The organism is Granulosicoccus sp. 3-233 (genome assembly GCF_052681095.1).
In genome coordinates this window covers 113,061-140,020 of sequence record NZ_JBQYLE010000010.1, presented here as the reverse complement: position 1 = coordinate 140,020, position 26,960 = coordinate 113,061, and the positions used below count along the sequence as shown (strand labels likewise).

23 protein-coding genes are annotated in these 26,960 nt (G+C 56.6%); 16 read left to right on the top strand and 7 right to left on the bottom strand.

All coding sequences use genetic code 11. The features are described from left to right. Nucleotides 1-321: 321 nt before the first annotated feature. From ACUNV4_RS22850 to ACUNV4_RS22835, 4 genes are all read left to right on the top strand, one after another. Nucleotides 322-1,353 carry a DMT family transporter gene (locus ACUNV4_RS22850; RefSeq protein ID WP_430880949.1) on the top strand — a complete coding sequence of 344 codons (1,032 nt, stop codon included), beginning with the start codon at nt 322-324 and terminating at the stop codon, nt 1,351-1,353. 417 nt (nt 1,354-1,770) lie between these two features. Then, nucleotides 1,771-3,513: an L-arabinonate dehydratase gene (gene araD, locus ACUNV4_RS22845; RefSeq protein WP_430880948.1), complete on the top strand. Its 1,743-nt coding sequence runs from the start codon at nt 1,771-1,773 to the stop codon at nt 3,511-3,513. A gap of 689 nt (nt 3,514-4,202) precedes the next feature. After that, nucleotides 4,203-4,706 carry a molybdopterin-dependent oxidoreductase gene (locus tag ACUNV4_RS22840; protein ID WP_430880947.1) on the top strand — a complete coding sequence of 168 codons (504 nt, stop codon included), beginning with the start codon at nt 4,203-4,205 and terminating at the stop codon, nt 4,704-4,706. Beyond that, on the top strand, nt 4,703-6,616 hold the full coding sequence (locus ACUNV4_RS22835; RefSeq protein WP_430880946.1) for an ATP-binding protein: 1,914 nt from the start codon (nt 4,703-4,705) through the stop codon (nt 6,614-6,616). The genes ACUNV4_RS22840 and ACUNV4_RS22835 overlap by 4 nt, the downstream gene beginning before the upstream one ends. 96 nt (nt 6,617-6,712) lie before the next feature. Here the strand turns inward: ACUNV4_RS22835 and ACUNV4_RS22830 are convergent, their stop codons facing one another. Then, nucleotides 6,713-7,177: a DUF3429 domain-containing protein gene (locus ACUNV4_RS22830; protein WP_430880945.1), complete on the bottom strand. Its 465-nt coding sequence runs from the start codon at nt 7,175-7,177 to the stop codon at nt 6,713-6,715. A 384-nt stretch (nt 7,178-7,561) separates the two neighbouring features. Here ACUNV4_RS22830 and ACUNV4_RS22825 point away from each other — a divergent pair, with 384 nt between their 5' ends. The 8 genes from ACUNV4_RS22825 (at nt 7,562) to ACUNV4_RS22790 (ending at nt 16,051) form a co-directional block, all read left to right on the top strand. Further along, complete coding sequence (locus ACUNV4_RS22825) at nt 7,562-8,323, top strand: SDR family oxidoreductase (RefSeq protein ID WP_430880944.1); 762 nt, start codon at nt 7,562-7,564, stop codon at nt 8,321-8,323. A 301-nt stretch (nt 8,324-8,624) separates the two neighbouring features. Then, on the top strand, nt 8,625-8,834 hold the full coding sequence (locus ACUNV4_RS22820) for a hypothetical protein (protein WP_430880943.1): 210 nt from the start codon (nt 8,625-8,627) through the stop codon (nt 8,832-8,834). A gap of 57 nt (nt 8,835-8,891) precedes the next feature. Further along, nucleotides 8,892-10,775, top strand: a complete 1,884-nt coding sequence (locus ACUNV4_RS22815) for a hypothetical protein (protein WP_430880942.1) — start codon at nt 8,892-8,894, stop codon at nt 10,773-10,775. A 17-nt stretch (nt 10,776-10,792) separates the two neighbouring features. After that, nucleotides 10,793-11,980, top strand: coding sequence for a transporter substrate-binding domain-containing protein (locus ACUNV4_RS22810; RefSeq protein WP_430880941.1), 1,188 nt, complete (start codon nt 10,793-10,795; stop codon nt 11,978-11,980). Nucleotides 11,981-12,014: 34 nt separating this feature from the next. Continuing rightward, complete coding sequence (locus tag ACUNV4_RS22805; RefSeq protein ID WP_430880940.1) at nt 12,015-12,848, top strand: hypothetical protein; 834 nt, start codon at nt 12,015-12,017, stop codon at nt 12,846-12,848. Nucleotides 12,849-13,010: 162 nt separating this feature from the next. Next, nucleotides 13,011-13,427, top strand: coding sequence for a CoA-binding protein (locus tag ACUNV4_RS22800; protein WP_430880939.1), 417 nt, complete (start codon nt 13,011-13,013; stop codon nt 13,425-13,427). A gap of 21 nt (nt 13,428-13,448) precedes the next feature. Continuing rightward, nucleotides 13,449-14,282 (top strand): enoyl-CoA hydratase, encoded by an 834-nt coding sequence (locus ACUNV4_RS22795; RefSeq protein WP_430880938.1) that lies wholly within the window; start codon nt 13,449-13,451, stop codon nt 14,280-14,282. A gap of 80 nt (nt 14,283-14,362) precedes the next feature. Further along, nucleotides 14,363-16,051 (top strand): AMP-binding protein, encoded by a 1,689-nt coding sequence (locus tag ACUNV4_RS22790; RefSeq protein ID WP_430880937.1) that lies wholly within the window; start codon nt 14,363-14,365, stop codon nt 16,049-16,051. A 16-nt stretch (nt 16,052-16,067) separates the two neighbouring features. Here the strand turns inward: ACUNV4_RS22790 and ACUNV4_RS22785 are convergent, their stop codons facing one another. Beyond that, entirely contained in the window at nt 16,068-16,985 is a 918-nt protein-coding gene (locus tag ACUNV4_RS22785) for a LysR family transcriptional regulator (RefSeq protein WP_430880936.1), read from the bottom strand. A 109-nt stretch (nt 16,986-17,094) separates the two neighbouring features. Between ACUNV4_RS22785 and ACUNV4_RS22780 the strand changes: the two genes are divergently transcribed. Beyond that, nucleotides 17,095-17,748: an FMN-dependent NADH-azoreductase gene (locus tag ACUNV4_RS22780; protein WP_430880935.1), complete on the top strand. Its 654-nt coding sequence runs from the start codon at nt 17,095-17,097 to the stop codon at nt 17,746-17,748. Between the two features lie 114 nt (nt 17,749-17,862). Here ACUNV4_RS22780 and ACUNV4_RS22775 read toward each other — a convergent pair whose 3' ends face one another. After that, nucleotides 17,863-18,993: a HupE/UreJ family protein gene (locus ACUNV4_RS22775; RefSeq protein ID WP_430880934.1), complete on the bottom strand. Its 1,131-nt coding sequence runs from the start codon at nt 18,991-18,993 to the stop codon at nt 17,863-17,865. A gap of 111 nt (nt 18,994-19,104) precedes the next feature. Then, the gene (locus tag ACUNV4_RS22770; protein WP_430880933.1) at nt 19,105-20,253 is read right to left on the bottom strand and encodes a YHYH protein; all 1,149 of its coding nucleotides are present in this window, start codon (nt 20,251-20,253) and stop codon (nt 19,105-19,107) included. Nucleotides 20,254-20,633: 380 nt separating this feature from the next. Here ACUNV4_RS22770 and ACUNV4_RS22765 point away from each other — a divergent pair, with 380 nt between their 5' ends. Together ACUNV4_RS22765 and ACUNV4_RS22760 are read left to right on the top strand one after the other, a co-directional pair. Next, on the top strand, nt 20,634-22,427 hold the full coding sequence (locus tag ACUNV4_RS22765) for a GmrSD restriction endonuclease domain-containing protein (protein WP_430880932.1): 1,794 nt from the start codon (nt 20,634-20,636) through the stop codon (nt 22,425-22,427). A gap of 42 nt (nt 22,428-22,469) precedes the next feature. After that, entirely contained in the window at nt 22,470-22,964 is a 495-nt protein-coding gene (locus ACUNV4_RS22760) for an MOSC domain-containing protein (RefSeq protein WP_430880931.1), read from the top strand. 98 nt (nt 22,965-23,062) lie between these two features. Here the strand turns inward: ACUNV4_RS22760 and ACUNV4_RS22755 are convergent, their stop codons facing one another. The 3 genes from ACUNV4_RS22755 to ACUNV4_RS22745 form a co-directional block, all read right to left on the bottom strand. Then, a complete protein-coding gene (locus tag ACUNV4_RS22755) occupies nt 23,063-24,046 on the bottom strand; it encodes an MBL fold metallo-hydrolase (protein ID WP_430880930.1) in 984 nt (327 codons plus the stop codon). A gap of 115 nt (nt 24,047-24,161) precedes the next feature. After that, nucleotides 24,162-25,127 (bottom strand): LuxR C-terminal-related transcriptional regulator, encoded by a 966-nt coding sequence (locus tag ACUNV4_RS22750; protein WP_430880929.1) that lies wholly within the window; start codon nt 25,125-25,127, stop codon nt 24,162-24,164. A gap of 197 nt (nt 25,128-25,324) precedes the next feature. Beyond that, nucleotides 25,325-26,581 carry an MFS transporter gene (locus ACUNV4_RS22745; protein WP_430880928.1) on the bottom strand — a complete coding sequence of 419 codons (1,257 nt, stop codon included), beginning with the start codon at nt 26,579-26,581 and terminating at the stop codon, nt 25,325-25,327. A gap of 160 nt (nt 26,582-26,741) precedes the next feature. Between ACUNV4_RS22745 and ACUNV4_RS22740 the strand changes: the two genes are divergently transcribed. After that, a complete protein-coding gene (locus tag ACUNV4_RS22740) occupies nt 26,742-26,930 on the top strand; it encodes a hypervirulence associated TUDOR domain-containing protein (RefSeq protein ID WP_430880927.1) in 189 nt (62 codons plus the stop codon). Nucleotides 26,931-26,960: the final 30 nt, after the last annotated feature.

The following is a 26,960-nucleotide window of genomic DNA, read 5'->3' as shown; positions in this document are numbered from 1 at the left end:
AGGTGAGGTGAGGTGAGGTGAGGTGAGGTGAGGTGAGGTGAGGTGAGGTGAGGTGAGGTGAGGTGAGGTGAGGTGAGGTGAGGTGAAGTGAAGTGAAGTGAAGTGAAGTGAAGTGAAGTGAAGTGAAGTGAAGTGAAGTGAAGTGAAGTGAAGTGAAGTAGGGATGACCTGGTCACAAGTACAGTGCGTATTCGGGTCAGACTCGGCTTATTGCTAGTTCCGGTGGCGATGTTTCGCTGTAGGTGAGTGCTAGCGTAGTGCCTGGGACGACGAGTGAAACGATAAATGGTGCATCAGAGCGTATCTGACGATAGCGACCGCATGACAAGGCTGACGGGGTGCTTGCGCTTGCTCGCCATCGGTGCGCTGTTCGGCTTGTCAGTACCACTGTCCAGGCTGGCGGCGGAAATCGAGTCGCACCCTGTTGGCCTGGCCTTGTGGGTCAACATGCTTGTCGGTGCCATGTGTCTGCTGATCGCAGTGTGTCGCAGAAGTTTGCCGATCATGCATGCACGCCTGTTGCGTTTCGTTTGCCTGTGGGGGATGTTGGGAGTGGTTGGCGGGGATGTATTGCTTTTCTGGGTTGTGCCACATTTACCGGCATCGACCGTCTCCATCATCCTGGTGTGCGAGGGCTTCATTGTCTATGCCTGCCTGTTGCTCCGTGGCAAGGTGCGGACCAGTCGAAGAAGTCTGATCGGACTGGTGATGGGAATGCTGGGAATACTCATGTTGATTGGCAATGGTGACACCATAGCGACGGCTGGTGAGCCGGTCTGGATACTTCTAGCGCTCTCCATACCAGCGGTATTTGCTGCCGAGGACTTCCTGATTTGCAGCTCGATGACTGAAGACTCGGATTTCCTGGCGTTGACCGGATACTCGGCCATTCTCGGCAGTATGATGCTTCTTCCAGTCGCCTGGTTTCTGAACGATTTCATCGCTTTGAGCTGGGTCCCTTCACAACTGGAAATCGCGATCGTGTGTATCGCCCTCAGCAGTGCGTTGGGAACATTCCTCATGGTGCAATTGATGGTGAACCTGGGAGCGCTGTATGGCAGTCAGACGGGCTATACCATTACCTTTGCCGGTGTTGTCTGGTCCATTGTGCTACTGGGGGAACGTCTGAGCCTGGGAACGTTGCTGGCTCTGGTGTTATTGATTCTTGGGCTGTTGTGTGTAGAACCCGTGAAAAAGGTGATGAATGATGTTGGGGGCAGAGCCTCCTGGCACGGATTCTCGACCAGATGGATGGGCGGAAAGGCAGCACTGGGTACTGGAAACAACGTCTCTGATACGGCAGGCAAAAGGGTTCAGACAGACTTGTATCAGCATGTCAATCGGATTCAATGATCATACGGACTTGTGGTAACGGCGGTAGGCGCCGTATAACTCGAGCCGAGCGCCGCCCGGTCGAGCGCGACTTCCAGTCGTGGACTCATGTCTCATTGAGGTCAGCCAATTCCAGAGGCAATCGGTTTTTCCCGGATCAATCAGGTGCCGTTGACCGGGTAGTTCCACTGCTGGTATTTCATGAGGAATGATCCGAAGAAAGCAATTGCCTGGCAGTTTCGAAAATCCGGACGGTTGCCTGGATATCACCTGACGATGGCTGTGGCGAGAAACATCAGATGGTGATGACCCTGATGCTACTGATGGATCCCGAGTGCGATCCGATGGAATGTCTCTGGCCCTCGTTGTACCTGATCGGTTGACCGCATCAGGTGAATGCGCATACATTGATGCACGATAACTCCTGGAGATAACCGTATGAGTGCACCGGTTCGAAAAAACCCGGATTCGCTGCGTTCCGCGCGCTGGTTTGCTCCTGACGATCTGCGTACCTTCGGTCATCGCTCTCGATTGATGCAGCTCGGTTATGCCGATGAAGACTATCTGGGCAAGCCGGTCATCGGTGTGTTGAGTACCTGGTCGGAGCTCAACTCCTGTCACTCCCACTTCCCGGAGCGAGTGCTGGACGTGAAGCGGGGTATTGCGCAGGCTGGCGGTTTTGCGGTGGAAATGCCGACACTGTCGGTTGACGAGAGTTTCACCAAGCCGACCTCCATGTTGTATCGCAACCTGTTGGCGATGGAAACCGAGGAAATGATTCGCTCGCACCCGCTGGACGGTGTGGTCCTCATGGGAGGCTGCGACAAGACGACACCCGGGCTTGTCATGGGGGCCTTGTCTGCCGGTGTGCCGATGATCTTCCTGCCTGCGGGTCCCATGCTGCGGGGCAATTACGCGGGCCAGTACCTCGGTTCCGGATCGGATGCCTGGAAATACTGGGACGAAAGGCGCGCTGGCAATGTCTCTGACCAGGAATGGGTGGGCATTCAGGGCGGTATCGCCCGCTCGGCCGGTACCTGCATGACCATGGGCACTGCCTCCACGATGACGGCCATTGCCGAGGCCATGGGGCTCAGTCTGCCGGGCTCATCATCGATACCCGCGGTCGACTCGAGCCACAAGCGCATGGGGTCGGCTTGCGGACGCCGTATAGTCGACATGGTCTGGGAGGATCAGACGCCCGAGAAGATCGTGACAGAGGCAGCCTGCCGCAATGCCGCCAGCGTAGCCATGGCCACGGGTTGCTCGACCAATGCGGTGGTACATCTGATAGCGATGGCTCGACGGGCAGGAGTCAGTCTGACGCTGGATGATCTGGACGCACTGGGGCGGATCACACCACTGATCTGCAATGTGCGACCCTCGGGAAAAGGCTATCTGATGGAGGACTTTCACTATGCCGGAGGCTTGCGCGCATTGATGAAGCAGATGGAGGAGAAGCTGGATTGCACGGTTGTCACGGTGACCGGCAAGAGCCTTGCCGAGAACCTGGAAGGCGCAACAGTGTTCAATGATGACGTCATTCGCCCCTTGTCCAGGCCGGTTTATGAGGAAGGCTCTCTGGCCGTGCTTCGTGGCAACCTTTGCCCGGATGGTGCTGTCATCAAGCCTGCAGCCTGCGATCCACGCTTCTACACGCACGAAGGCCCGGCGCTGGTATTCGACAGCTATCCGGAATTGAAGGAAGCTGTCGATGATGAAGATCTGGATGTAACTCCGGAGCATGTGCTCGTGCTGCGTAATGCTGGACCACTTGGCGGCCCCGGAATGCCGGAATGGGGCATGCTGCCCATACCGAAAGCCCTGATCAAACAGGGCCATCGCGACATGTTGAGACTGTCCGATGCGCGAATGTCCGGGACCTCCTATGGTGCCTGCGTGCTGCACGTAGCGCCGGAGAGTTTCATTGGCGGCCCGTTGGCGCTCCTGCAAACAGGTGACATCATCCGTCTCGACCTGGCTGCGCGACAGCTGAACATGCTGGTGGATGATGAAGAGCTGGCACGGCGTCGTGCCGCCTGGCTGGCGCCGGCTCCACGCTTCGAACGAGGCTGGGGCTGGATGTATTCCCGGCACGTGACGCAGGCCGACAAGGGGTGCGATTTCGATTTCCTGGAGACGGGGTTTGGCAAGGCAGCTGGTGAACCGGACATTTTCTGAACAGATCGGGAGCAGATCGGGAGCAGTTCGGGAGCAGTTCGGGAGCAGATGGGGAGCAGATCGGGAGCAGATCGGGAGCAGATGGGGAGCAGATGGGGAGCAGATCGAGACGAATTCTTTTCACGTGAAGTTTTTCGTCGATCCGCAAGCGATGGTTACCGTCAGACACGAAGGTAACGGGTGACAACGTTGTATTTTATGGGCGAGACTTCTTTGCAGAGTTAGCATTGTGCATCTGTGCATCTGTGCATCTGTGCATCTGTGCATCTGTGCATCTGTGCAATTTTGATGGGCTTTCGGCAGTCGCGACTGGCTTTTTGTGCGGTCGAAAGCAGTTTCCCGACACAAGTTCAATCACGTGGACGTTGATGAGAGAGTTCGCGACTGCAGGTTGTCGGCACACACTTGCAGGTAGACGTTCTCGATCTGCAGATTGATCGATGCTGTTCAGTACGTTTGCTGCTTGTCCGACACGGCATTGGGCTCGACGTAAAAGAGTGTTGCAGGTCAACCAGAATGGCGGGCTTCAGGTAGACTGACTGCTGGAAAGACTCATTTCGGAGAGCGTGTCGTCCACTGGATCGTGTTCCTGCGTAGCGCTTTTCCGATCAGCCCTGTCGCACTGCTTGTTGATTCTCATGGATTCAAGTCGATTCGCCAAAATCTATGTCGGAGTATTTCTATTACTGATGCAGTTGTCATTCAATTGCAGCGCTCAGCAACCGGCACTACCGGAAGGAAGAGTCATTCTGACGGTTTCAGGTGCCATTGAATCGAGTGTCGATGCAGCATCGAGTGATGCCAATGGTGTCGCGCAACCGCCAACGGTGAGTTTCGACCTTGCGATGCTGGAGTCTCTCGGGATGATCAAGGTTGCCACTGAGACGCCCTGGACGACGGGCATCATCGAATTCGAAGGTGTTCTGGTGCGGGATCTTCTGGATTTCGTGAAGGCCGATGGCAAGACGGTAAAGGCAGCGGCGCTGGATGATTATGTGGTTGACATACCGGTGGAAGACTTTCTCGTGCATGATGTCATCATTGCCACTCGTATCAAGGGTAAACCGATGAGAGTACGAGAAAACGGTCCTCTGTGGATAATCTATCCGTGGAACGACGTGCCTGATCTACGGCGCCCCCACTTCTACTCCAACTCCATCTGGCAATTGAATTCCCTGATGGTTCTGCCATGAAGTTGACGAGGGGCGTGTGGCGTGAGCTGGACACCCTTTTGCTGGCCGCTGCATCAGTATTGGCCATCGGTGCGGTAGTCATGCTCTTCAACCTGAACAAGGAACTGAGCGTATCGCGAACCATATTCAACGACGACCTGCCATCGTTTTCGGTACGAGCCGAGTTCGACCTGGCCATGCTGGTTTCCGAAATCAACGAGTTCATCCAGGGAGAGAAGGATGCCGAGGAGATGTGGCAACGCTACGAGGTCCTGATTGCGCGGCTGTCTCACTATGAGGCTGCCTTCCTGACGGAGTATTCCGATCCCGACCCGGAATTTCACGCCATTATCGAAGAACTCACGACGAGGGTGCTGGCGTTCGAAGAGTCGTTTTACGCATTGAGACCTGGCGATGTGAGTTCTGCCTTGCAGCTGAGAAACGAGTTCAAGGGGATGCGGCCCCAACTGGCAACCTTGAGCAATCTGACCCGACATCACCAGTTTCTCCAGTATCAGAAAATCGATGAAAGCCTGGCTCATAGTGCTTTCGTTGGAACATTGATGCTGGCGTCAACACTGATTCTCGGCGCGTTGACCATGGGGCGGTTCTGGTACAGCCTGCGTGAGAAAACCCGGTTCAGTGAGGAACTTGAAGCAAAGATACAGCTGCGGACCCGCGATCTGCAGCTCAGCAACAGTGAGCTGAAAAAGGAAATTGCCGAACGCCAGAAGGCAGAGAAGAATCTGGCGGAGCGTGATCGACAGATGCACCATGTTCAGAAGATGGAAGCCGTCGGCAGAATCACGGCCGGTGTTGCCCATGATTTCAACAATCTGCTGGCGGTCATCATGGGCAATATCGAGTTGCAGATGAATCTGGGCGAGAACCGACACCCCGCAAGGTTTCTCGATAATGCCTTGTCCGCCTCCATCATGGGCAGCCAGTTGACGCGAAAATTGCTGGCCTTTGGCCGCCGTTCTCCGCTGAAGCCCGAGATGGTCGATCTGAATCGGGTCGTTTCAGAACTCAATGATCTTTTCATGCAGACGATTTCGGAAAAGAATACGCTGGAGACGATTCTGACTGACGACCTCAGGCCCATATGTGTGGATCGGTCACTGCTGGAGAATGTGGTACTCAATCTGGTCATCAACGCTCGCGATGCTCTGCCGGATGGTGGCATCATCACGATCAGGACTGAAAACGTCAGGCTGGAGCACGGTCATTCGGAAAGTGATGGCCGACTGATGAAGGCTGGAGATTATGTACAACTTACCGTGTCCGATATCGGATCCGGGATGTCCGCCGAAGTACTTGAACAGGCTATAGAACCGTTTTTCACGACAAAATCGGAATCGGAAGGCTCGGGGCTGGGGCTGTCAATGGCCTATGGCTTTGTCCAGCAGTCGAACGGACAAATGCGTGTCGACAGCAAGCTGGGCGAGGGGACCTCGGTGCAACTGATATTTCCGACCAGTGATTCTCCAGAGTGCCCGGCAGCCTCGACGATGGACTCGATGACCTATGAACCGAATGGACGAACCCTGAGAGTGCTTGTGGCTGAAGACTCGGAGGCGGTGCGAAAGACAGTGGTCAAACAGCTTCAGCTACTGGGTTGCAGCACGGTAGAGGCCGGCAGTGGCCATGAGGCTCATGAATTGATCAAGGCAGACAGCAGTATCGATCTGTTGCTGACGGATGTCGTCATGCCGGGCAGCATGCAGGGACCGGAGCTGGCGGAACAGGTTCTGCAACTTTACCCCGGGATGAAGGTCGTTTTCATGTCTGGTTATCCGAAGGGCATGGATCAGTCGGTGGATGGTCCCAACAACCGCTTCACCAAGTTGATGAAGCCGATCTCGCTTGGCGTGTTGTCGCAGACATTGCGCCAGGAATTCGAAGTTGATCCGGCTCATGAATCGCTCTGATGGTGACTTTGGACGACATCCAGTCTCTGAATAGCGTTGACAACGGCCAGGGTCAGCTGCTCACGAGTATCTAAATAGTGCAATAGTGGTCCACACTCAGTCAAACAGTAACGCCATGGACAGGAAAATCAGTACTCCGCTGGTCAGTATCAATCGCAGTCGGCCAAACCAGGCAGGTAGTTCCTGTCGATTCACCGCTACCCTGTCCATCGCATATTGACAGGCAAATCCTGCAATCAGAAGAATCAGCATGACGCTCGTACTGAACAGCAGAGCGCACCAGGCAATCACACTGGGTATCACACTGAGTGTCAAGGGAGCCCACTGCTGGATATCTGCATTGTCGGCCAGCAGTCTGCCCCAACGTATACCGCCCAGAAAACTCAGGATGACCGCCCCATAGGCTCCCAGGGCGTGCAAGGCCTGTGCGTTGGATATTCCTTGAATCTGTTCTTTGCCATCGATGATCACCGTGGCAAAGGCGGTGGCGATGAACGGCAGCAGGCCGCACAGTCCCAGTATCAGGGCTGGACGGGGTATGGCAGCAGTCTGGTTCTTCATGACAGGCGTGAGCATCCGGAGGTTATGGAAGATACTGGTAGACTTGTTCGGTCAACCTCCAGGACAGGATCACTATCCGGGCAGCTCATTGCTTCGCTTCAGGCTATTCACGCAGGTAGTGTCAACCCGGTAGTGGAAGCGGAACAGATCTTGTAGAGACAGTCCGTCTGGGAGAATTGGCAAGTCAGGTGTGAGGATCGTCGTTCGATCTTGTCGGAGTGCTTCGTTTGCCGGTATCGCCTGATGCAGACTGCGGACATTCACAATGGAAGGGAAGCGGTGGCTTCATCATCGTCAACCACGGCAATGGCCAGCAAGTGATTGGCTTGTTGGACATGTGCTGGGCATCAATAAGAAATAGAAACCGAGATCCAAGGCAGAAAAATGGAACTGAAAGGAAAAGTGATAGTCGTTACCGGCGCTGGTCAGGGGCTTGGCCTCAATACATCTCTGGCATTGGCAGCCAGAGGAGCCAGTCTGGCGCTGGTGGACCTCGATGAGGAACATCTGGCCAATGCCGTCAAGCTGTGTGAGGAAGCGGGGGCACAGGCACGCAGCTACAAGGCCGATGTGGCCAGTGAGTCAGACGTCGAAAGGCTTTTCACGGAGGTGGTGAGTGACTTTGGTGCACTGGACGGCACGGTCAACAATGCCGGTATTACACGCGATGGTCTACTGGTAAAGGCAAAGGATGGCAAGATCATCAAGAAGATGGACATCAAGGAATGGCAAACCGTTATCGATGTCAACCTGACTGGGGTGTTTCTGTGCGCCCGTGAGGCAGCAGCCAGAATGATCGAACTGGGCAGGCCCGGTGTCATCATCAACATCAGCAGCATTTCACGTGCCGGCAATTTCGGTCAGACAAATTACGCGGCAGCGAAGGCCGGGGTTGCTGCGATGACGGTTACCTGGGCCAAGGAGCTTGCCCGATACGGTATCCGGGTGGCCGCCATTGCTCCCGGGTTTGTCAACACGCCAATGGTTGCCAGCATGAACCCGCATGCACTGGAGAAACTGGAAGGCGGGATTCCATTGAAACGATTGGCTCATCCCGATGAAATTGCCCACACCGCTGTTTTCCTGTTCGAGAACGACTATGTCACCGGTCGTGTCATGGAGGTGGATGGTGGACTACGTATCTGATTTCCGGGTCGTGTCGATCTGAAGGGTGTAGACAGGTATGTCCTGCTGCACCGTTCAGGCCGGGAGTCGGGTCAGGGTGATTCGAGCGAGGACCCGGTGGAGCAGACTGCCTGCCGGGCTCGTAGCCACCCGACATTTTCGTAGACAGCATTATTGCGCATTTTCTGTCAAATTCATGGCGAAAAGCCGCTCTGGTCAGGCCTTCCCGTCGCCAATTCATTCTAAAAGGTAGTCTCATTGGTCTATCAGCCTCCCCGAGGGAAGTGATAACTTCATCACGTAATGATTCGAGGTGATGATCATGACCATGAGATTTGGCCTGGTAGCGTTGTCTGCCATCTTCCCTTTGCTGGTAGTAACTCATTCCGGCACTGACACGGATCCGTTGAAGAGCGTTGCATTGCAGCCCCAGCCGATCGTCAACGAGGCATTTGTCGAGGAAGCTGAAGCCCCATTGCTGATGGCTGGCAATACGGCCTGCAACCCCCGCGTCACGGTTTGTGAAGAGTGACTTGCCGTTTCCGATGCTTTGGATGACTGGCATGGAGAAGTGACCGGGTAGCCGTCAATGGATATTCTGGGACCAACTGGCACATACCTGCTCATCGTTGCACTGGCGGCCTTTGCCGTTGGCGTGCATGCCTACTCGATGTACGGGCAACGAGTCCCCCTGGAGAAGGACAGTGCGGTTCGTGATCCGCTGAATGCCCTGACATTGCCGACTGTTGCTGGACAGAATGCCTTTCGACGAGGTTTTGCAGCCTATCTGCTTGCCAACGAGCTGCTCTATTTTCTGCTGATCAGTTCGTCGATCATTCTGGAACTGTCGTTGAATGCCATCGGCAAGGCCGAGTTGGTTGGCGCCCTGTCATCGGACAACCCGCTGAACACTATCGTGCCAATTCTGGCGTCGACGGTCGTGATCACGGCTTCTCAGCTCAGGCCGTTTTCGCGGATCGAGCATTCCATTCGCAGCGTTGCGCACCGAATTGCCGGTATTCCACGAAACCTCGACAGTGTTCAGGAACAGATACGGCTGACATCGATTGACGACATCGGGAGAGACGAGCAGGCGAGCGTTCACAGTTGCCGGTTGATCGATAACGCGCGTGAAAGAGCCGGTGAGGTCTATCAGGCTGCCAAAGTGGCTGGTCTGGGTGAATTCGAGGCCAACAACCTGCGAACTTCTCTGATACGGGTGCACTGCCTGTATGAATGGACGCTGGGGTATGACGGTGAGCAGATCTGGATCAGCGACGAGGTCAAGCAGATAACCACGCTGTTCGAGTCGCTCAAGCTGGAGTTTCGCTCGTTCAAGAGCAATGTAGCTCGTCTGCAGGGCGAAGCCGCCGTTCTGCCCGGCAGCGCCTCGGGCAGTCATCTGGAGTTGTGGGAAAAGGTGGTGAGCGACTGTCTGATGCTCGAGCGCAGGTTGACGGTCGTGCTGTCCCTGTTGCTGATCAACAAGCCGGATGTCGAATTGCACCGATATACTGCTCTGGCCTACCTGAGAGACAAGACCGTCGATGATGGCAACGGTGCTGATCGCGGCGCAAGAAATGCGCTGGGTGTCTCCGTGCTCTTCGGTTCACTGGTCGGATTTGTCTCCATGATTGCCTATCTGTCTCTGGAGAAAACCTATAGAGACTGGGGACAGATGCAGGCCGACGAACTGATGACGAAAGCCCCTTTCGGTGTACCTGCGGCGGAAAGGAGTGCCAGTGATGCGCTTCAGTATTTCAGCGCGCGCATGGACAATGCCTTCTTCGAAACGCTGGATTTCACGCTGATATTCGCGGTGTCCATCTGGATCGCCTTGATCATGCGTGATGCCTTGTTCGAGCAGAAGCGCTGGCCGAAGATGAAGCCCGGTGATATCGCGCCCGTGGGTCTCTACCTGTATATCGGCCTGCTTGCCTATATTCCCAGCGTACTGCTGTTTCTGGTGTTGAAGTTTCTGGTGCTGATGGTGATTTCCCCACTTCGTGCAGGCCTGGAGATACTCGACCCTGTCAGTTTGAAGACCTTTCCAGGCTATCTGCCCGAGATCATTCTGGTCCCTTGCATTTCCTTTGTCTGTGTCTGGTTCATCTGCACCTATCTTGATCAGGATTTGTACAAACGTAGAAATGCGACGGGAAGTATCCTGAAATATGCGGCGGCCTGTGGTGGCCTGAATTTCCTGCTTGCCTCCTTGCGCGGCAACGACATGAACATCGATGATGCCTTTGCAGCGTTCTTCATTCCTGCTCTGGTGATCTATGCCTTGTTGTCGGTCATGTGCCGTGCTTACCGACGACAATGGGTCAGACGCCGCATGGGGGCGAAAGCGTCGGAGGATGCGCTGGAAAAACTGTGGCGGGTGTTTGTCGAGCGTGTTTTTGCACCACTGAAAGGCTCGCTTCGCAAGACAGCCGATCGAGAGCCTTCGAAAGCGGAGAGCGGTGGGTGAGCGGGGTGGCATCAGGAATGGCTCGATCCGTTCACAACACGCAGGCAACCCGGTTGCCAACAGGCGGAGAGCGTCCTCGTGCATGGGTGAGAGTGCTGCTGTTTTTCTCGATCCTGTTGTCTTGCCTGAACGCCGTCGTGGCAGCCAGTGAGATTCCCTATCTTCCCGAGAAAACCATCACCGTTGGTGTGCAGGCAGATGCCAGCCCGTTTTCCTATCTCAGCGCTGCGCAGACAGATGAGGAAATGATGCCTGGTTATACCGGCTACATGATCGAGATCTGTCGTCGTGTGCTGTCACAGATGGTGAGCAGCGGGCCATTTGCAGGTTATACCGTGGATTATCGGCGTATCACGCCTGGAGACCGACTGGCCGATCTGGATACCGGCAGAATCGACATGCTGTGCGGCCCGGACAGTATAACGCTGGGTCGACTGTACAAGTACAACACCTCGCATCCGCTGTTCCTGTCGGGTATCAGTTATGCAACTGTGGATAATGAGTCCTTTCCCAGAGGGCGCTATTGCAGTGCCGTTCTGGGGCTCGTGGGAGGGACGACGGCCGAAACGGAAGGGCTGAGAAAGCTGGATGAGAGCAACGCACTGCAACGATATGATGCGGCCCTGGAGCGTTTTCTGGCACTCTATGCAAACAGGGAAATCGCTCGTACACCGTCGCTTCTGCTCGCTCGCATCAAGGAACTGAAGGAGAACATGCAGAGTGGATTCGCGACGCTTGCCGACGAAGCACGCGGCAAGGATCGCATCGACCCTTCGTTGATTCGTACGGAAAATTGCCCCAATGGGTTCTCGCGCGGACCTGTGGTGTTCTACGACTCCCACCAGCAGGGTATAGAAGATCTGTGCAAGGCCCGCATCCTGTTCTATGTCTCGGACGTGGACATTCTCAGCGGCCGGGTGAAGGGCTGTAATGTCATTCTTCAGCGTGAAACCATGACCCGTGAGGCTTATGGCGTATTCTTCCGTCGCAGTGCGAAGCGCTTGAACGATGCGGACGATTCAGGAGGTGGCAAGGATTTTCCGGATAGCGCGTTGTACGCCGAGTTCAACAATGTGCTTCTGCGCAAGATGCAGACCACGGAAAACATTCTCGACTACGAATTCTCTCGACAGTTCAAGGGCGAGAAACCCACCATGGATCTGCAGAATTTTTTCGATGGCTACAAGTTTGTCGTGGATTTCTAGCCACACACCACCCATGAAAAGGCAGGGGTCAGCCATGAAGTCATCATTGCCCGCCCTGGGGCTCATTTGCACCCTGGCATCAACCACACCGTTGCTTGCTGCCAGTCCGGGTTGTATCGAGGAGCAGAGAACCAGCATCGAACTGGGTCATGCACTGGGTGTCCTGATGTATGACAGCATCGTCAGGGACTATGCAGAGCATGTGTCAGTGGACGATGTCGCGGCAGGACTCCGGCATGCCAGAGATCGCAATGGGTTCCCGTTGCCGCCAATGGACCGTGGCGATCCTGAGGCAGATCCCGAAACGGATGCCGTGTCGGGCGCTTCACTGTCCGTAGCCGATGCTCGCCACATTGTTGCAAATTGGCGTCCTCAGACCGACCAGCTGGATCGGCGATTCCTGAGTGAATACAAGCAACGAGGTCAGCAACAGAACAGTGGCATCCTGACACATCGCCTGACACTTGATGCCAGGGAGATGGATCAGCTCTCCGCTTGCACAGCCAATTTTCTGCTGGCAGTGGACGATGGCGCAACACAAGTCTGCTATCTGCGGCTGAGGATCGATTCGCAGGCCGTTTGTGCCACGGAGACGCATGTCAGGGATGAGATTGCCAGCAAGAGCTGGACGTATGGTGCGTTTCAACCGGATAGTGTCATCGAAGGCTGGGCAGAGGCGTTCAAGCTCTTGACAGACGAGCCGTTGGTGAGAGAGAAAGCGGATTCAGACGGTGATGAGGACCCGGTGGAACGGGTGCAGGAGGTGTTGGAGGTGCTCATTCCTCCGGAGATGGCGTATGGTCGCAAGGGGATCGCGGGAAAGGTCGGACCTGAGGAAGCTCTGTGGTTCGTCATGGCTACCAAGTGAATTACTGTGGTCCGCCATTCAATTCGTCAGGGGGCCCTCAGGTGCCACCGACAGCTTCCATCGCATTGCGCTCGGGCGGTGAGGGGGTACAGGCAGTAGGTCGCTGACACTCGCATGATAGAGTGCGTCATGTGCACCTGATCAACCAATGCAGAGCGAGTGATGAACCATAGGGAAGCGTATCCAGAGGGCTATATCGCCGGGATTCTGTCGGATGTCAAGACCATGGCCATGGTCGGCGCCAGCCCGGATCCGAGTCGGCCCAGTCATGGTGTGTTGCGGGTGCTCAAGGATCAGGGCTACAACATGATTCCCGTCAATCCGAAGCAGGCCGGGGAGCAGATACTGGGTCTGGACGTCGTCGCCTCTCTGGCTGACATCGATGAGCCTGTTGACATGGTCGATGTCTTTCGTGTCTCGGAAGCCTTGCCGGGTATCGCTAAAGAAGCCATTGATATCGGGGCTGGAGTGCTGTGGAGTCAGCTTGGTGTGTACAGCGAGGAGGCTGCCAGACTTGCAGAAGAGGCTGGACTCCGGGTCGTCATGAACCGATGCCCGAAAATCGAACTGTTCCGGTAACGGGGATAGGGAGCAATGACAGTGAACTCGAGATCCGATAACAGCGATAACGGTAGAGATGCTGCGGCAGTCGCGCCAGACAGCGAAGCGCTGGTGCTTTCTCGTCTGGATGACAAGGGGGCTTTGACGCTGACACTCAATCGACCTGCGCAATTCAACGCACTCAGTCAGGCCATGCTGAGCGCCATGCAGGAGGCTCTCGAACAGATCGACGATCATGTGCGTGTGGTGGTCATCGCAGCCAACGGACGCGCCTTCTGCGCCGGGCACGATCTCAGGGAAATGCGCAGTCACGCGGACGAAGCATGGCAGTGCGCCTTGTTCCAGCAGTGCAGCCAGATGATGCAGACACTAGTTTCCCTGCCGCAGCCCGTCATTGCCAGAGTCCAGGGAGTGGCCGCGGCGGCTGGATGCCAGCTGGTGGCCAGCTGTGATCTTGCAGTGGCTGCGGATCATGCCAGCTTTGGTGTATCCGGGATCAATCTGGGTTTGTTCTGCAGTACGCCATCGGTTGCATTGAGCAGAAACCTGTCCCGCAAGCGTGCTTTCCAATTGCTCATGTCCGGAGAATTCATCTCCGCGCAGACGGCCGTGGACTGGGGCCTGTTGAACGAATGCGTCGCGGATGAGTTGCTGGATGCGAGCATCGAGCAGTGGTGCAACACCATCTGCAGCAAATCGAAAGTGGCGGTCAGTACCGGAAAGCGCCTTTTCCACGAGCAACTGGAGCGCCCTCTGGACCAGGCATACGCATTGGCCAGTGATGCCATGGCTTGCAACATGATGGCTGAGGATGTGGCCGAAGGTATCGATGCATTCTTCGACAAGCGCCCGCCGAACTGGAAACACCGTTGAATGCGGTGTGACACGCTGCCAGGGTCAGGCAAGTCAGGTCAGGTGCAGGTAATCATCGCGGATATTCGAGGTATCGCGGCATGACAGACTCCCAAGCAGCACTTCCTGTGGCCGAGCAGCCCGGTGATCGGAATGTTCCGCTGCCTGCACAAAGTGCCAACTACACACCGTTGAGCCCACTGAGTTTTCTGTCCAGAAGTCGCGATGTCTATCCCGATCGAATTGCGATCATTCACGGAGAGCGCAAACTGACGTGGAAGCAGGTTCACGAGCGTTGTCTGGCCGGGGCTGCCCGGCTGGCAGCACTGGGTATCCGGACAGGGGATGTGGTGGCTGTCGTGGCTCCCAATGTTCCGGCTCTGTTCGAGCTGCATTTCAGTGTGCCGCTGTGCGGAGGCGTGCTCAATGCCATCAACACGCGTCTGGATGCAGATACGATCAAGCACATTCTGGAACATGGTGGAGCGAAGGTCCTGTTTGTGGATCGTGACTCCACCGCGGTGGTGAATGAAGCGCTGCAGAGCATGGACAAGGCTCCTCGATTGTTCAGCATCGACGATATCGAGGCCCAAGGTGCACCCATCGCCGATATCGATTACGAGCAGTTCATCGACCCCGAGTCGAGCGTTCAGGAACAGTTGCCAGCCATGGACTCCGGCTTCGGCTGGCAGCTGCCGGCAGACGAGTGGCAATCCATTGCCCTGAATTACACCTCTGGCACCACTGGAAAACCCAAGGGGGTGGTTTACCATCACCGAGGTGCCGCCCTCAATGCCATGTCCAATATCAGTGGCTGGCATATGGGGCCGCATCCGGTGTATCTCTGGACCTTGCCGATGTTCCATTGCAACGGCTGGTGCTTCCCGTGGTCACTGGCTGCCAATGCGGGTACCAGCGTCTGCCTGCGAACGATCAGCGCACAGACGATCTATCAGGCCATCGACGTACACGGCGTTACCCACTTCTGCGGGGCTCCCATCATTCTGAATTTCATCATCAATGCCGGTGCCGAACATGTTCGAGCGCTCAGGCAACCAGTCCATGTCATGACCGCCGCTGCGCCACCACCACCCAGTGTGCTGTCGGCGGTGGAATCACTCGGATTCAGGATCACACACACCTACGGCTTGACGGAAACCTATGGTCCGGCTGTGATGTGCGCCTGGCATCCGGAGTGGAATGATCTGCCCCCCGACGAGCAGGCCAGACTCAAATCACGCCAGGGGGTCCGATATCAGATGCTGGACGGTCTTGACGTCATGGATCCGGACTCCATGACGCCGGTGCCCCGGGATGGCAAGAGCATTGGTGAGGTGATGTTTCGGGGCAATATCGTGATGCGCGGCTATTTCAGGGATGCCGATGCCACCGCCGAGGCCTTCCGCGGCGGCTGGTTTCACAGCGGAGATCTGGCGATCATCGACCCCGATGGCTATCTGCGCATACTGGACCGTTCGAAGGACATCATCATTTCCGGCGGGGAGAATATTTCCTCCATCGAAATCGAAGATGCGCTGTACGCCCATCCTGCGGTACTGGAGGTGGCGGTAGCGGCCCGACCTGATGCGCATTGGGGGGAAACGCCTTGTGCCTTTGTCTGCCTGAAACAGGGCGAAACTGCCGATGAACAGCAATTGATCGATTGGTGTCGTGACAGACTGGCGCACTTCAAATGCCCCAGGACCATCGTGTTCCGGGAACTGCCCAAGACGTCGACGGGCAAGATCCAGAAATTCAGGTTGCGTGAATGGGCAAACGCTCTGGAGTAGGAAGGGCTCTCGTTTGTCAGGTCGTGTAGTCGCGACTATCGTAACCATTGAAGGTGTCTGCCAGAAACTCCACCAGGTCACGTACTGCCGGGACTTGCGTGCGCCCAGCGGGATATACCGCGTGTACGATCCCCGGAAGCGGCTCCCAGCCCGCCAGCAGTTGTATCAGCTTGCCGGACTGAAGCTCCTCGCGACAGACGAATTCGGGCAGCATGGCGATTCCGCTGCCGTGCACGGCAGCCTGTACCAGCATGTGCAGATCGTCGGCAATATACCGGGGGGTGTGCCAGTGAACATGGCTTTGCCCATCCGGCCCCTGTAGTCTCCAGCTGCTGCGACCATCGCTGGCGTTCATGGCAATTGTGATCCGGTCTGCCAGATCAGCCGGTTCGACAATGGGTGGCTGCTGTTGCATCAGCTCCGGGCTGGCGACCACGATGGAGCGGCTGGACCCGAATGTTCTTGCCACGAGAGCTGAACTGTCTTCGATGTGAGTGCGAACGCGCAATGCCAGATCGAATCGCTCCTCGATGGGGTCAACCGGACGATTGAGAACGCGGACATCGAGTTGCACCAGCGGATAGCGAGACTGGAAGACCGGCAGCTCGGTTGCCAGTGTGCCCAGAGCGAGCGTCAGTGGGCAACTCATGCGGACGGTGCCGCAGGGTTCGGAATGCACCTGAGCGACCGCCTCGTAGGCGTTCTGCGCTGCGCTGCGCATGTCCCTGCAGTGTCGCAGGAACAGCTCGCCATCAGGTGTCAGGGACAGTCTGCGCGTGCTGCGATACATGAGCTGCAGGCCGAGTTGCCGCTCAAGGCTGGCGATTCGCCGAGAGAGTCGTGATTTGGGAATGCCGAGTACCCGGCTGGCAGCCGTGAAACCGCCATGCTCGATGACGTCGGCAAACAGCACCATGTCGTTGAGGTCCTGCATCCGCGTATTGTCCTGTTAATGGAACGATGGAACGCATTTTTGACTACTTATCAAGACAACGCAACATCCCTAGAATCTGGTCATCTTCTGACAGCCCGGGATCCCGACCATGAAAGACCAGACCATGAAACTGTTGCATATCGATTCCAGCATCCTTGAGGAGGCCTCCGTCACGCGGAAGCTCAGCGCGGACGTGGTGGCCGAATGGCTGAAGACCAATCCGTCCACGACGGTGGAAACGCTGGATCTGGCAACCGAGGCTCCGAACCATTTCAACGCCGATGCCATGGGTATTCGAACCGAGCGGCAGGCGGAGCCATCTGCTGCGCAACGTCACGAAAACGAGGTTTCCGAGAAGCTGGTGACACAGTTCCTCGATGCGGACGTCGTGGTGATCGGCGTGCCCTTCTACAACTTCGGCATTCCTACTCAACTCAAGGCCTGGATTGATCGAGTGGCGCAGGCCGGCCGTACCTTCAAGTACACCGACAGTGGCCCTGTGGGGCTGGCAGGTGGCAAGACGGTGATACTGGCGCTGGCGCGCGGTGGGGTTTATTCGAACAGTGAAGCGGGACAGGCCATGGAGCATCAGGAAAGCTACCTGAAGGTTGTATTCGGCTTCTTCGGAATTACCGATATCCGAGTACTTCGCGCAGAAGGCGTGGCCATGGGCGAAGAGCACAAGGCGGCGGCCATGAAAGCGGCTGCCGAGGCGATCCCCGGTGTGATCGCTGCCGAAGATGCTCAGGGTATGGTCGCGTAAGGCGAGATCCTGCAAAAGGGCTTGCTGTGGTCGCTTCACGAAACGGGAGTGGACGCAAGAATGGTCGGGGTGTCGGATAGACTGGCACCCGGGCCGAAGAACGTTCGAGCGGCCTCACGCGTTTGCCACTCGTTCAACCAACCAGAACAGTCCGATCAGGCCGGTGACGGCGGACGATCCGATCGCCCAGCGCCATGACGGAAAGCGTTTGCCCAGTAGCCAGATCAGGGGAAGCAGAACTGCCAGGATGATCAGCTGACCGGCCTCGACGCCCAGATTGAAGAACAGCAGGGACAGTAATGCCTGATCACCCAGGCCAATCTCCTTCAGCAGGTAGGAAAAGCCGAAACCGTGTATCAGACCGAACAGGAAGGTACTGATCAGACGTTCCCTGCGTTGCGAACGACTGAGTGACAGCTGGTTCGGTTGGCGCAGAATCATGATCGTTCTGACCGAGATATGGACAATGCTCAGCGCAATGGCCGCTTCGACTATCCGCGGTGGCAGGGTCACGATGTCCAGCACCGACAGCGACAAGGTCACTGAATGCGCGATGGTGAACGAGGTGATCAGGCTCAGAATCGCCAGTGGAGTCATCGGTAGCAGCACCAGGCAGACCAGAAACAGAACGTGATCGAATCCGAACAGGATATGTTCGAGGCCGACGGGGAAGAAGCGCGTACCGAATGGCCTGTTCGCAGCCTGTGTATCAGCGTTGACAGTGGGATCGTCCGTCACAGCCGCCTGTCTTGCGTCGGCAAGTTGCATGACCAGCGCCTTGACGTCCACGGTATGTTCTCGTTGCTGGTCGGAGAATGTCTCGTCCCGCGATCTGCCCAGCAATGAAATTCGCAGAACGTTCGAATGTGATGAGTCCTGAGCGAAGAACAGACTGTAACGCAGGTGCAGCAAAGTGATCGGACGACCACAATTGAAACGGAACGTGAATTGTGCCGATGCGATGGTATCAAGCATCTTGCGAGAGACAAGCACGGGCACGCAGCTGATATTGCCGTCGCGGACGTCCAGACCGGCGAGGATGGCATCAACCTTGTCACCACCGCTGCCTGCCGTCGATGCAGCCGGCAGTGTGTCGAGCAGGGTGTCAGGGACGGTATAGGTCAGCATCACGCTCGAACTGGAAATCACGACTCCGGTATCCGTGATGCCAGCCTCGTGGGCGAGCGCTGTCTGCGAGAAAAGGGATATGAGCAGCAGTGCCGATAGAGCGAACAGATTTTTCATGGGGCTGTGAGTGGTGACAAGAGCGGCTCACCGGCGGTCGGCCCGCCATTGGCGGACAAACCGTTGCGATACCGCAGATGGTGAGCTGTCGTGTATATCGGAGCAGCGCGCCTACTGTGCAGGAGCATCCTGCGGGGGCGGGCCCACACCTTCGTTGTCACCGCCTCCGAAGGACGCATGCGGTGTGCCCGTGAAGCACTTGATGACCCACGGGTAGGTATCCGTGACATAGTAGCCGTACTGGCCATTGATGCTCATGCCGTTACATTCGTCCAGATCACCACTGTTGGTGAATTCCCAGTCGTCATTGTAGGTACCATCGTGATCACCGCCCGGATTGGTATCACTGCGCTCGCCTCGCGAGCCGGGCTTGAGCGTGTAACCCGAAATGGCCTTGCGCACCTGACCGGAATTCTCGTCGTGGAAGTAGCTGCCGTAAATGGGAAATCCATCGGCGGCAAAGCCGATGACCGGCGATCCGTCACTGCCCGGGTTGTCATCGAACATGGCGTTGGGGCCACCATGATAGTGATAGAGTCCGCCGGGCTGAGTGTGAGCATTGTGCAGATCGGCACCGAATTTCGCGTCCGTACCCAGTGGGTCCAGCAACCACGGATCATCGGTTGAGCAGCCGATTCCGGTATTGCCATCGTCGCCGGCATCCGGGCTGTTGGGGCGATAGCAGCCCGCCGAGAGAATGTCCAGCCGCACTCCGTTGAGGAAAACTCCGTTCTTGACCTGTTGGCTCAGTGCGGTGGGTTCAGCGGCGATGGCGGGACTGCGTGTGATGGTCGATACCGTATCAGTGGCGGCGATGGTCGCACCGTCTGCACCACCGGCAAACGCGGCGGTGTCATCGTTGAAGTCGTGGTTGGGCACACTGTTGGAGGTGATGGTGCACTCGGTGTTCGTGGCCGTGATGAACACGTCGGCATTGAAGCTCAAGCTGTTCTGGATATCGACTACTGTGGCGTCGAATGTATTCACGTAGTCACCACAATCGGCGCTTCGTTCCGAGAAAACAGCGTTGTAGATATCGATGATTTCGGTATCGCTGCCGCCTGTTGTCGTATCGGTCTCATCAACGGTTACATCCGTAACGGTATCCCCGGTGGTTACTTCCGAATCGGTCTCGTCAGTGCTTGTATCAGTATTGAGAGTGCCGGAATCACTGCAGCCGCTGACAGCGACGATGACGGCCGTCAGGGTGGCACCGAGCAGGGACTTGCACGCGGCAGTGTTCTTGAATGGTAATGACATGGAGTATTCCTGAACGAGCTTCGAGCTCTGGCTGGCCATCAAGCATAGGGAATCAATGTGCAAGGAATTTGGAGATTGCCCGGTATGGGGTTTGAGCAAGGTGCCGAGTTTGTATCAGTAACGTGAGATGAGGCACAGAGCGCTGCAATGGTGAATACAGGGAGCCGCACAGCTCTGGGTCACCACGGCGCTTGCAGGGGTCTGTAAAGGAAGGTCAAGGGAGTCCGATAATCAGTGAATACGCACTTTGGGCGAATGAGCCAATGGCAGCCATCACGGGAAACGTTCCCTGTGGCTTGTCCATCAGATTGTCGACCATCGCTCATTGCCAGAGAGACAGTGACGGGATATCGAGGCCATTACCTTGATGCAGGGTGCCCATGAGTACTTTCGAGAGCACAACCAGATCATTGACCGAACTGCTGAGAGAGATCGGGGCCGGTGTCATTCAGCTACCCGAGTTCCAGCGTGGCTGGATCTGGGATGATGACCAGATCCAGGACCTCCTGGTCAGTATTGCAGGCCGATTTCCCATTGGCACGGTGACACTGCTGGAATGCGCAGACCAGGGGCTGTTCAAGACACGAGCGTTGGAGGGGTTCGAGAAAATCGTGCCGCGAGGCTGCGACCCGGAACAGCTGATTCTCGATGGACAACAACGCCTGACCTCGCTGGCGCGAGTACTCCTCCTGGATACGCCCGTGGACACTTGCAAGGCGAGCAGGAAATCGATCAGGCGTTACTACTACATTGATATCAGCCGGGCCGTGAATGAGGGCGTTGAAGGCTCCGTGCTCAGCGTGGATGAGAGTCGCGAATTCAGGGACCCGGCTACAGGAAAAGTGAAGTTCAAGCTGAAAAGCTCCGAGCAGGAATGTCGGGCCAAATGCTTTCCCTGCCACCTGATTCTGCAATCGGACGACTGGGAGGCGGAGTACCTGAAGATAAACCCGGGCGATGGGGAGTTGCTCGCCGCTTTTCGGGAAACCGTGCTGAATGCCTTTCGTCAATACACGGTGACGGTATCGCAGCTCAAGCGGGATACACCGATCGAGTCTGTCAGTCGTGTATTCCAGAGGGCGAACCTGGGTGGTGCTCAGCTGACGGTATTCGAGATACTCAACGCCAAATACGCTGCAGCAGGCTTCAGCCTGCGCGATGACTGGCATGGCTCTCTGCGTCAGAACATCGTTTCTCGCAAGGCTCGAATCGCTCGAAACCCACTCCTGGAAGACATCGAGGAAACCGATTTCATACAGGCAGTCACACTCCTGCACACACATGATCTGCGTCTGAAGGCTCTCGCCAAAGGCAGAACCGGCAAGCAGCTGGTGCCGATCAGTGCCAAGCGCAACGATGTTCTGTCCCTGCCGCTGGATGCCTGGAAGAACTGGGCGACGCAGTTGGAGGCAGCTTATGAACATGTTGCCTATTTCCTGCGCGCCGAGGCCTTGTATCATCGCCGGGAGCTTCCTTATCGGGTACAGCTGGTTCCTCTGGTGTCCCTCATGGCGCGAATCGGAGACCGCTGGCGGGAGACACAGAACCGCGACAAGATTGCTCGTTGGTTCTGGTGCGGCATTCTCGGCGAGTTGTATGATGGCGCAGTGGAAGAGCGCCTCGCGATGGACTACGAGGAATTGCTGATCTGGCTGGACAACACGGCAAAGGTACCCACCACGGTCAGAGAAGCCTGTTTTTCCCCGAGTCGCTTCGATGTGCTGCATACGCGCAATTCAGCTGCCTACAAGGGAGTGGCCCTGTTGGTACTCCGGGAAGGGGCCGAGGACTGGTACTGGCGAACCTCCATTCGGGATCTCAAGATCTACGAGATATCGATAGACATTCACAATATATTTCCTCGGGCCTGGTGCGATAGTCAGCGCATCCCACGCAGCCGTTATGACAGCATACTGAACAAGACACTGTTATCCTATAAAGCCAATCGCAAGATAGCCAGCAATGCGCCTGCCGATTACATTGCCAAGTTGCAGGCGGACAAACAGGTGGGCCTGACGGACGAGGCCATGGATGCCGTTCTGGCCACTCATGCACTCTCGCCGGAATTGTTGCGGGAGGGGGATTTCTACGCCTTCGTCGAAGATCGACGTTCAAGGTTGTGTGATCTGGTGGAATTGGCCATGGGGAAGGTGGTGTCGCGTGCTGGTGACTGAGAGTCTGGTGGTGTCCGGATCAATTGACGGCAGATGGCCCGCATGAAGACCCTGCAGGAACTGCTGAATACACTGCCGCAACAGGGAGAACTTCGCTGGATTGGCTTGCGACCCGAGCGGCGCGCTGAGATGATCAGTGTTGATATTGCCGCTGTGTCCAGCAAGTCCGGTCTGGAAGGGGATCGTTATCAGGGGCGTACCGGTCAGCGCCATGTCACCCTGTTGCAGGAGGAGCATCTGCCTGTCATTGCAGCCTGTGTGGGGCGCAGGCATGTTCGCGCAGAAGACTTGCGGCGCAATTTGCTCGTGACAGGAATCAACCTGCTGGCCTTGAAGAACAGGATCATCTCCATTGGCAGCGTCGAGCTGGAAGTGACCGGCCTGTGTCATCCTTGCAGCAGGATGGAAGAGACCCTGGGGGAGGGGGGATACAATGCGGTCAGAGGGCACGGAGGTGTGACTGCGCGCGTGCTGACGGATGGTCATATCCGGGTTGGAGACAGCGTTGCATTGAATGCTTCCGTGTCGGACCGGTAGCGGCGATCGCTCGCAGGGACGCGATACGCCGGCTGCCGGCTATGGACATTGTCCTGATCCGATGCTGCATTTCAGGGCGATGGTGACAAGTCTGTCGGTCAGGTGGTTTGCACATTGCTGCCGAAGTACATGAACTCCTTGCTCATGGAGGCAATTTCTTCGGATGCCAGTGACAGAGTTGGAGTGTCCAGCATCTGGAAACTCTTCTGGGACTTTACCCACTCATCAGCCGTCTCCAGCGTGGACAGGGTATAGGTGGTCGACTCGCTGAGATAGTGGGTGGGGATGACGATCTTGGGCTGCAATCGCTCTACGATGGCATTGCCCTGCTCGTAGGACAGGATATGTTGCGACCCGTCCACGGGCAGAGTGAGTACATCGATCTGCCCGATGGCTTTCCAGAAATCCTCACCCGGATCGGGTCGGTTATCACCCCAGACAAGCGTTCGGATGCCACCGGTTTCGATGACATAGACCACCATGTCCATATGACCGATGTTGTTGGGAGGGCATGCTTCCACACCGAATTCATCCAGAGCATTGGTCCACTGATACCAGCCTGGTGCAATACAGGCGTGCTTGTCGGCATAGCCGGTGATTCTGATGTCCGCAAATTCGAAATTGCCAACCATGCGATCCAGGACCATCGTGGACTGCGGTCTGTCGATGGCATCGTGATCGAAATGCGTGTGGGTGGACAGAGTGATGTCCACGAGAGTTTCCGGGAACTTGGACTTGAACCACAATCCCCAGGCGCCGGAAGGGTCGTCTCGCCAGGGGTCAACGATCACTGTGGCACCACTGGGGGCCGTTATCTTCAACGCGCAATGCCCATAATAGTCCAGCTTCACCTCACCACCGGGAAAACTGCTGGCGGCCTGCAATTCCAGTACATGGTTGTTGTTACCGGGTTGAGTCCAGTCGGTGGACTGTGCGCTGGCTTTTCCGGAGCCCAGAGACATGGTGGCAGCAGACACTCCTGCGGCACCTGCAGCCATGAAGAACGAGCGACGCGACAGGTTGGGGGCCAGTGAATCCAGTTTGCCGTCGAGCCGAACGGGTTTGAGATCGAGCTTCTTCATTGTGTGATTCTCCCTCGGATGTGCGGGCGGCATGCCCGTTGATTACCGAGGCTATCACTGGCCGGGATATCCTCCCCCATGGGGATGGTCATGGCTCGATAGGGGGGATTTCCCCCTATTCCTGCAGAGACATGAGATGGCTGCGCAAGCTGATATCACGCTCGAGCCCCAGCTTGCGCCTGATATTGCTGCGATGGTAATCAATGGTACTGGTCTCGCGGAACATGGCTCTGGCGATGTCCTTGGTGGACTTTCCATGCAGGATAAGCTGGGCCACTTCGGTTTCCTTCTGGGTCAGGGATTCGAATCTCGCTGTATTCGCTGCTGCAAACTGACTCGTGATGGAGGCCAGGCTGGATTCCAGCAATTCCAGATAGACGGCATATTCGGGTGCAACTGCACCCTTGGAGTGCAGGGTGTTCATGTGAGGTTTGACCAGGGCTTCCAGCTGGCGAATGATATCGGCCTCGAATTCCTCGCGTGATGAAGCCATGCGTTCCACCAGTACTTGCAGAGTCGTATTGGCTCGCTTGAGCTCCTTGGTGCGGCTGTCGACCGTTTGCTCAAGCCCTGCCAGCAGTTTTCTCAATTGGTTCTCGGCCTTCTCGCGTCGGGCAATTTCCGTCAGCAATGACAGATCAGCCTCTATCAGGCTACGGAATTCGATCAGCAGATCGCGACACTGCAATGCCCGTTCGTTGCTGGAGCTGTCCAGCACGCAGAGTGTACCCAGCAATGCGCCGTCCGGCCAGCGTAATGGGTAGCCCATATAAAATGACATGCCGTACTCAAGATCTTCATTGTTCTGCCACACCGGGTCGCAATTGGCGTCTTCCACGACCAACTCGTCATCTCGAGCAATGACTTCCTGACAATACAGTTCAGGGCCAAGTTCGAATTTCTGTCCTACCCGGTAGGGGTTTTCCTTACCGGTGGACTTGATCAGAACGGAATGTCTGGGTGGATCGGTTTTCATGATCAGCCCGGCTGGTACCTGAGCCATCGCTGATGCCAGATCGATGACACGCTGCCACTTGGCAAGTATGTCTGCTGGAATCTGCGGCTTTTCCGACGTCTTCATCCCGGTCTCCTGGTAATGTCAGGTGAAGGCCGTTCGGCACATCGAGCACCGAAGCGACTGCTGGTTCCTGCAACCTTACCGAAATACCGGATGCATGACTCACTGACAGTGGGTGAAGCGCCGAAAATCGGCTTGTCGACCGACAATCGCTGTTCGACTGTGGATGGCCACCTGATCAGTGGTTGGACAGCATGATGTCATTCGACTTCGGGCAGGCTTCGTCCCAGTATGGCGCCGGCTGCACTGAGCAGTGACAGCAGCGCAATCAGGGTCACTGGAGGCAGGATGGTGGATAGCCCGCTGGAGATCAAGCCGACGAACAGCAGTATCAGACCGATGGTGGAGTTGCTGACGGCAACATAATCCACCCGATTGTCGTCGTTAGCCATATCCACGATATAGGTCTTGCGCCCGACGCGGATACCCTGATGAGCCAGTTCGAGGCAGAAGTACAACGCAGGCACGAGCCAGGCGTTGCTGAACAGCTCCGGCAGGGTCTGATGCAAGACAACGGTGGACAGTCCCAGAGCGCTGACCAGAGTTGCACTGAGCAACAGGACAAGACGTGATGAGTGGTCGGCCAGACGCCCCCAGAGCGGTGAGGCTATCAGACTGGCGACGCCACTGGCCAGTAACAGTGCGCCGAAGCCTGCCAGGGGATTCTCACTCCCGGCCTGCAGCATGACATAGTAAGGGGCTACCAGCGCCGACGAGGTAAGTAGCGCGCGGGCAATGACAAAGCGCAGAAAGTGCGCGTCTTTGCGTAGCAGTTTGAGCCTCTGCCAGAAACGATTGTCGGCATCCTTCGGTTTCTGCTCCGGTTCGTCGAGAAAGGAGATGACAAGGGTGGCCAGCCACCAGGCGAGTCCGGCCACGGCGACCATCCACATCAGAGGCTGAACACCCGGAGCACCTTGTACCAGGATCAGCAGCACGGCGACGATACACGTTGCCAGTCCGGCTGCGCTGGAAGCCCAGCCATTGGTCTGGCCTCGCAGTCCCTTGGGCACTCCCTTGCCGATCATCGCCTTGTGAGTCAGTGAGCAGAGACATCGCGCCAGGCTCAGAATGGCCAGACAGAGGACGACGGCCCAGCCTGCCAGTGTGCCTTCGAGCGTGGCGACAGAAGCCAGCATGCCCAGTGCCGCTGCTCCCTGTACCAGCGTGCCCAATCGATACAGGCCTGCCTGACGGCTGCGACTGTTGGCAAGGCTGGCAAGTGCCGCCTGTGGTAGCAGAGCTCCGGATTCACGGATGGGAACCAGAAGGCTGATGGCAGCAGCGGAAGCCCCCATGCTCTGCAGCAACCAGGTGAGGGTGATCTTGGGGTTGGCCAGTGAATCCGCGGTTTTGGTCAGGAACGTCGCTGCAATCAATACCAGCGCATTGCGAGCGATCTTGTCGCGTTCTTCGGTCGAGTCCGGTAGCTCAGAGTTCGCCGTTGTGCTTTTCAACCATCTGCTCGCCCAGCCGTTCATGCGACTCCAGTCAATCCGCTTGTGTAAACGTGGGAGCTTGTCGTGATCGATGAACCGAGCTTGCTAGACTCGCCGACTGTACAAGCAGAAGCATTCAGGGGGAGAGGATATGTCATCGTTTCAATCAGGAGACAAAGTGAAATGGTCGTGGGGGCAGGGTCACGGTACGGGCACTGTCCAGTCGGTCTTTACGGAAAAGACCACGCGACAGATTTCCGGTAACGAAGTAGTGCGTCATGGCAGCAAGGATGATCCGGCCTTGTACATCGACTCGGATGATGGTTCCAATGTGCTGAAATTGGCCAGCGAGTGCGAATCGGCGTAAGCCACCGACATGCTCTGCTGACAGGCAAGA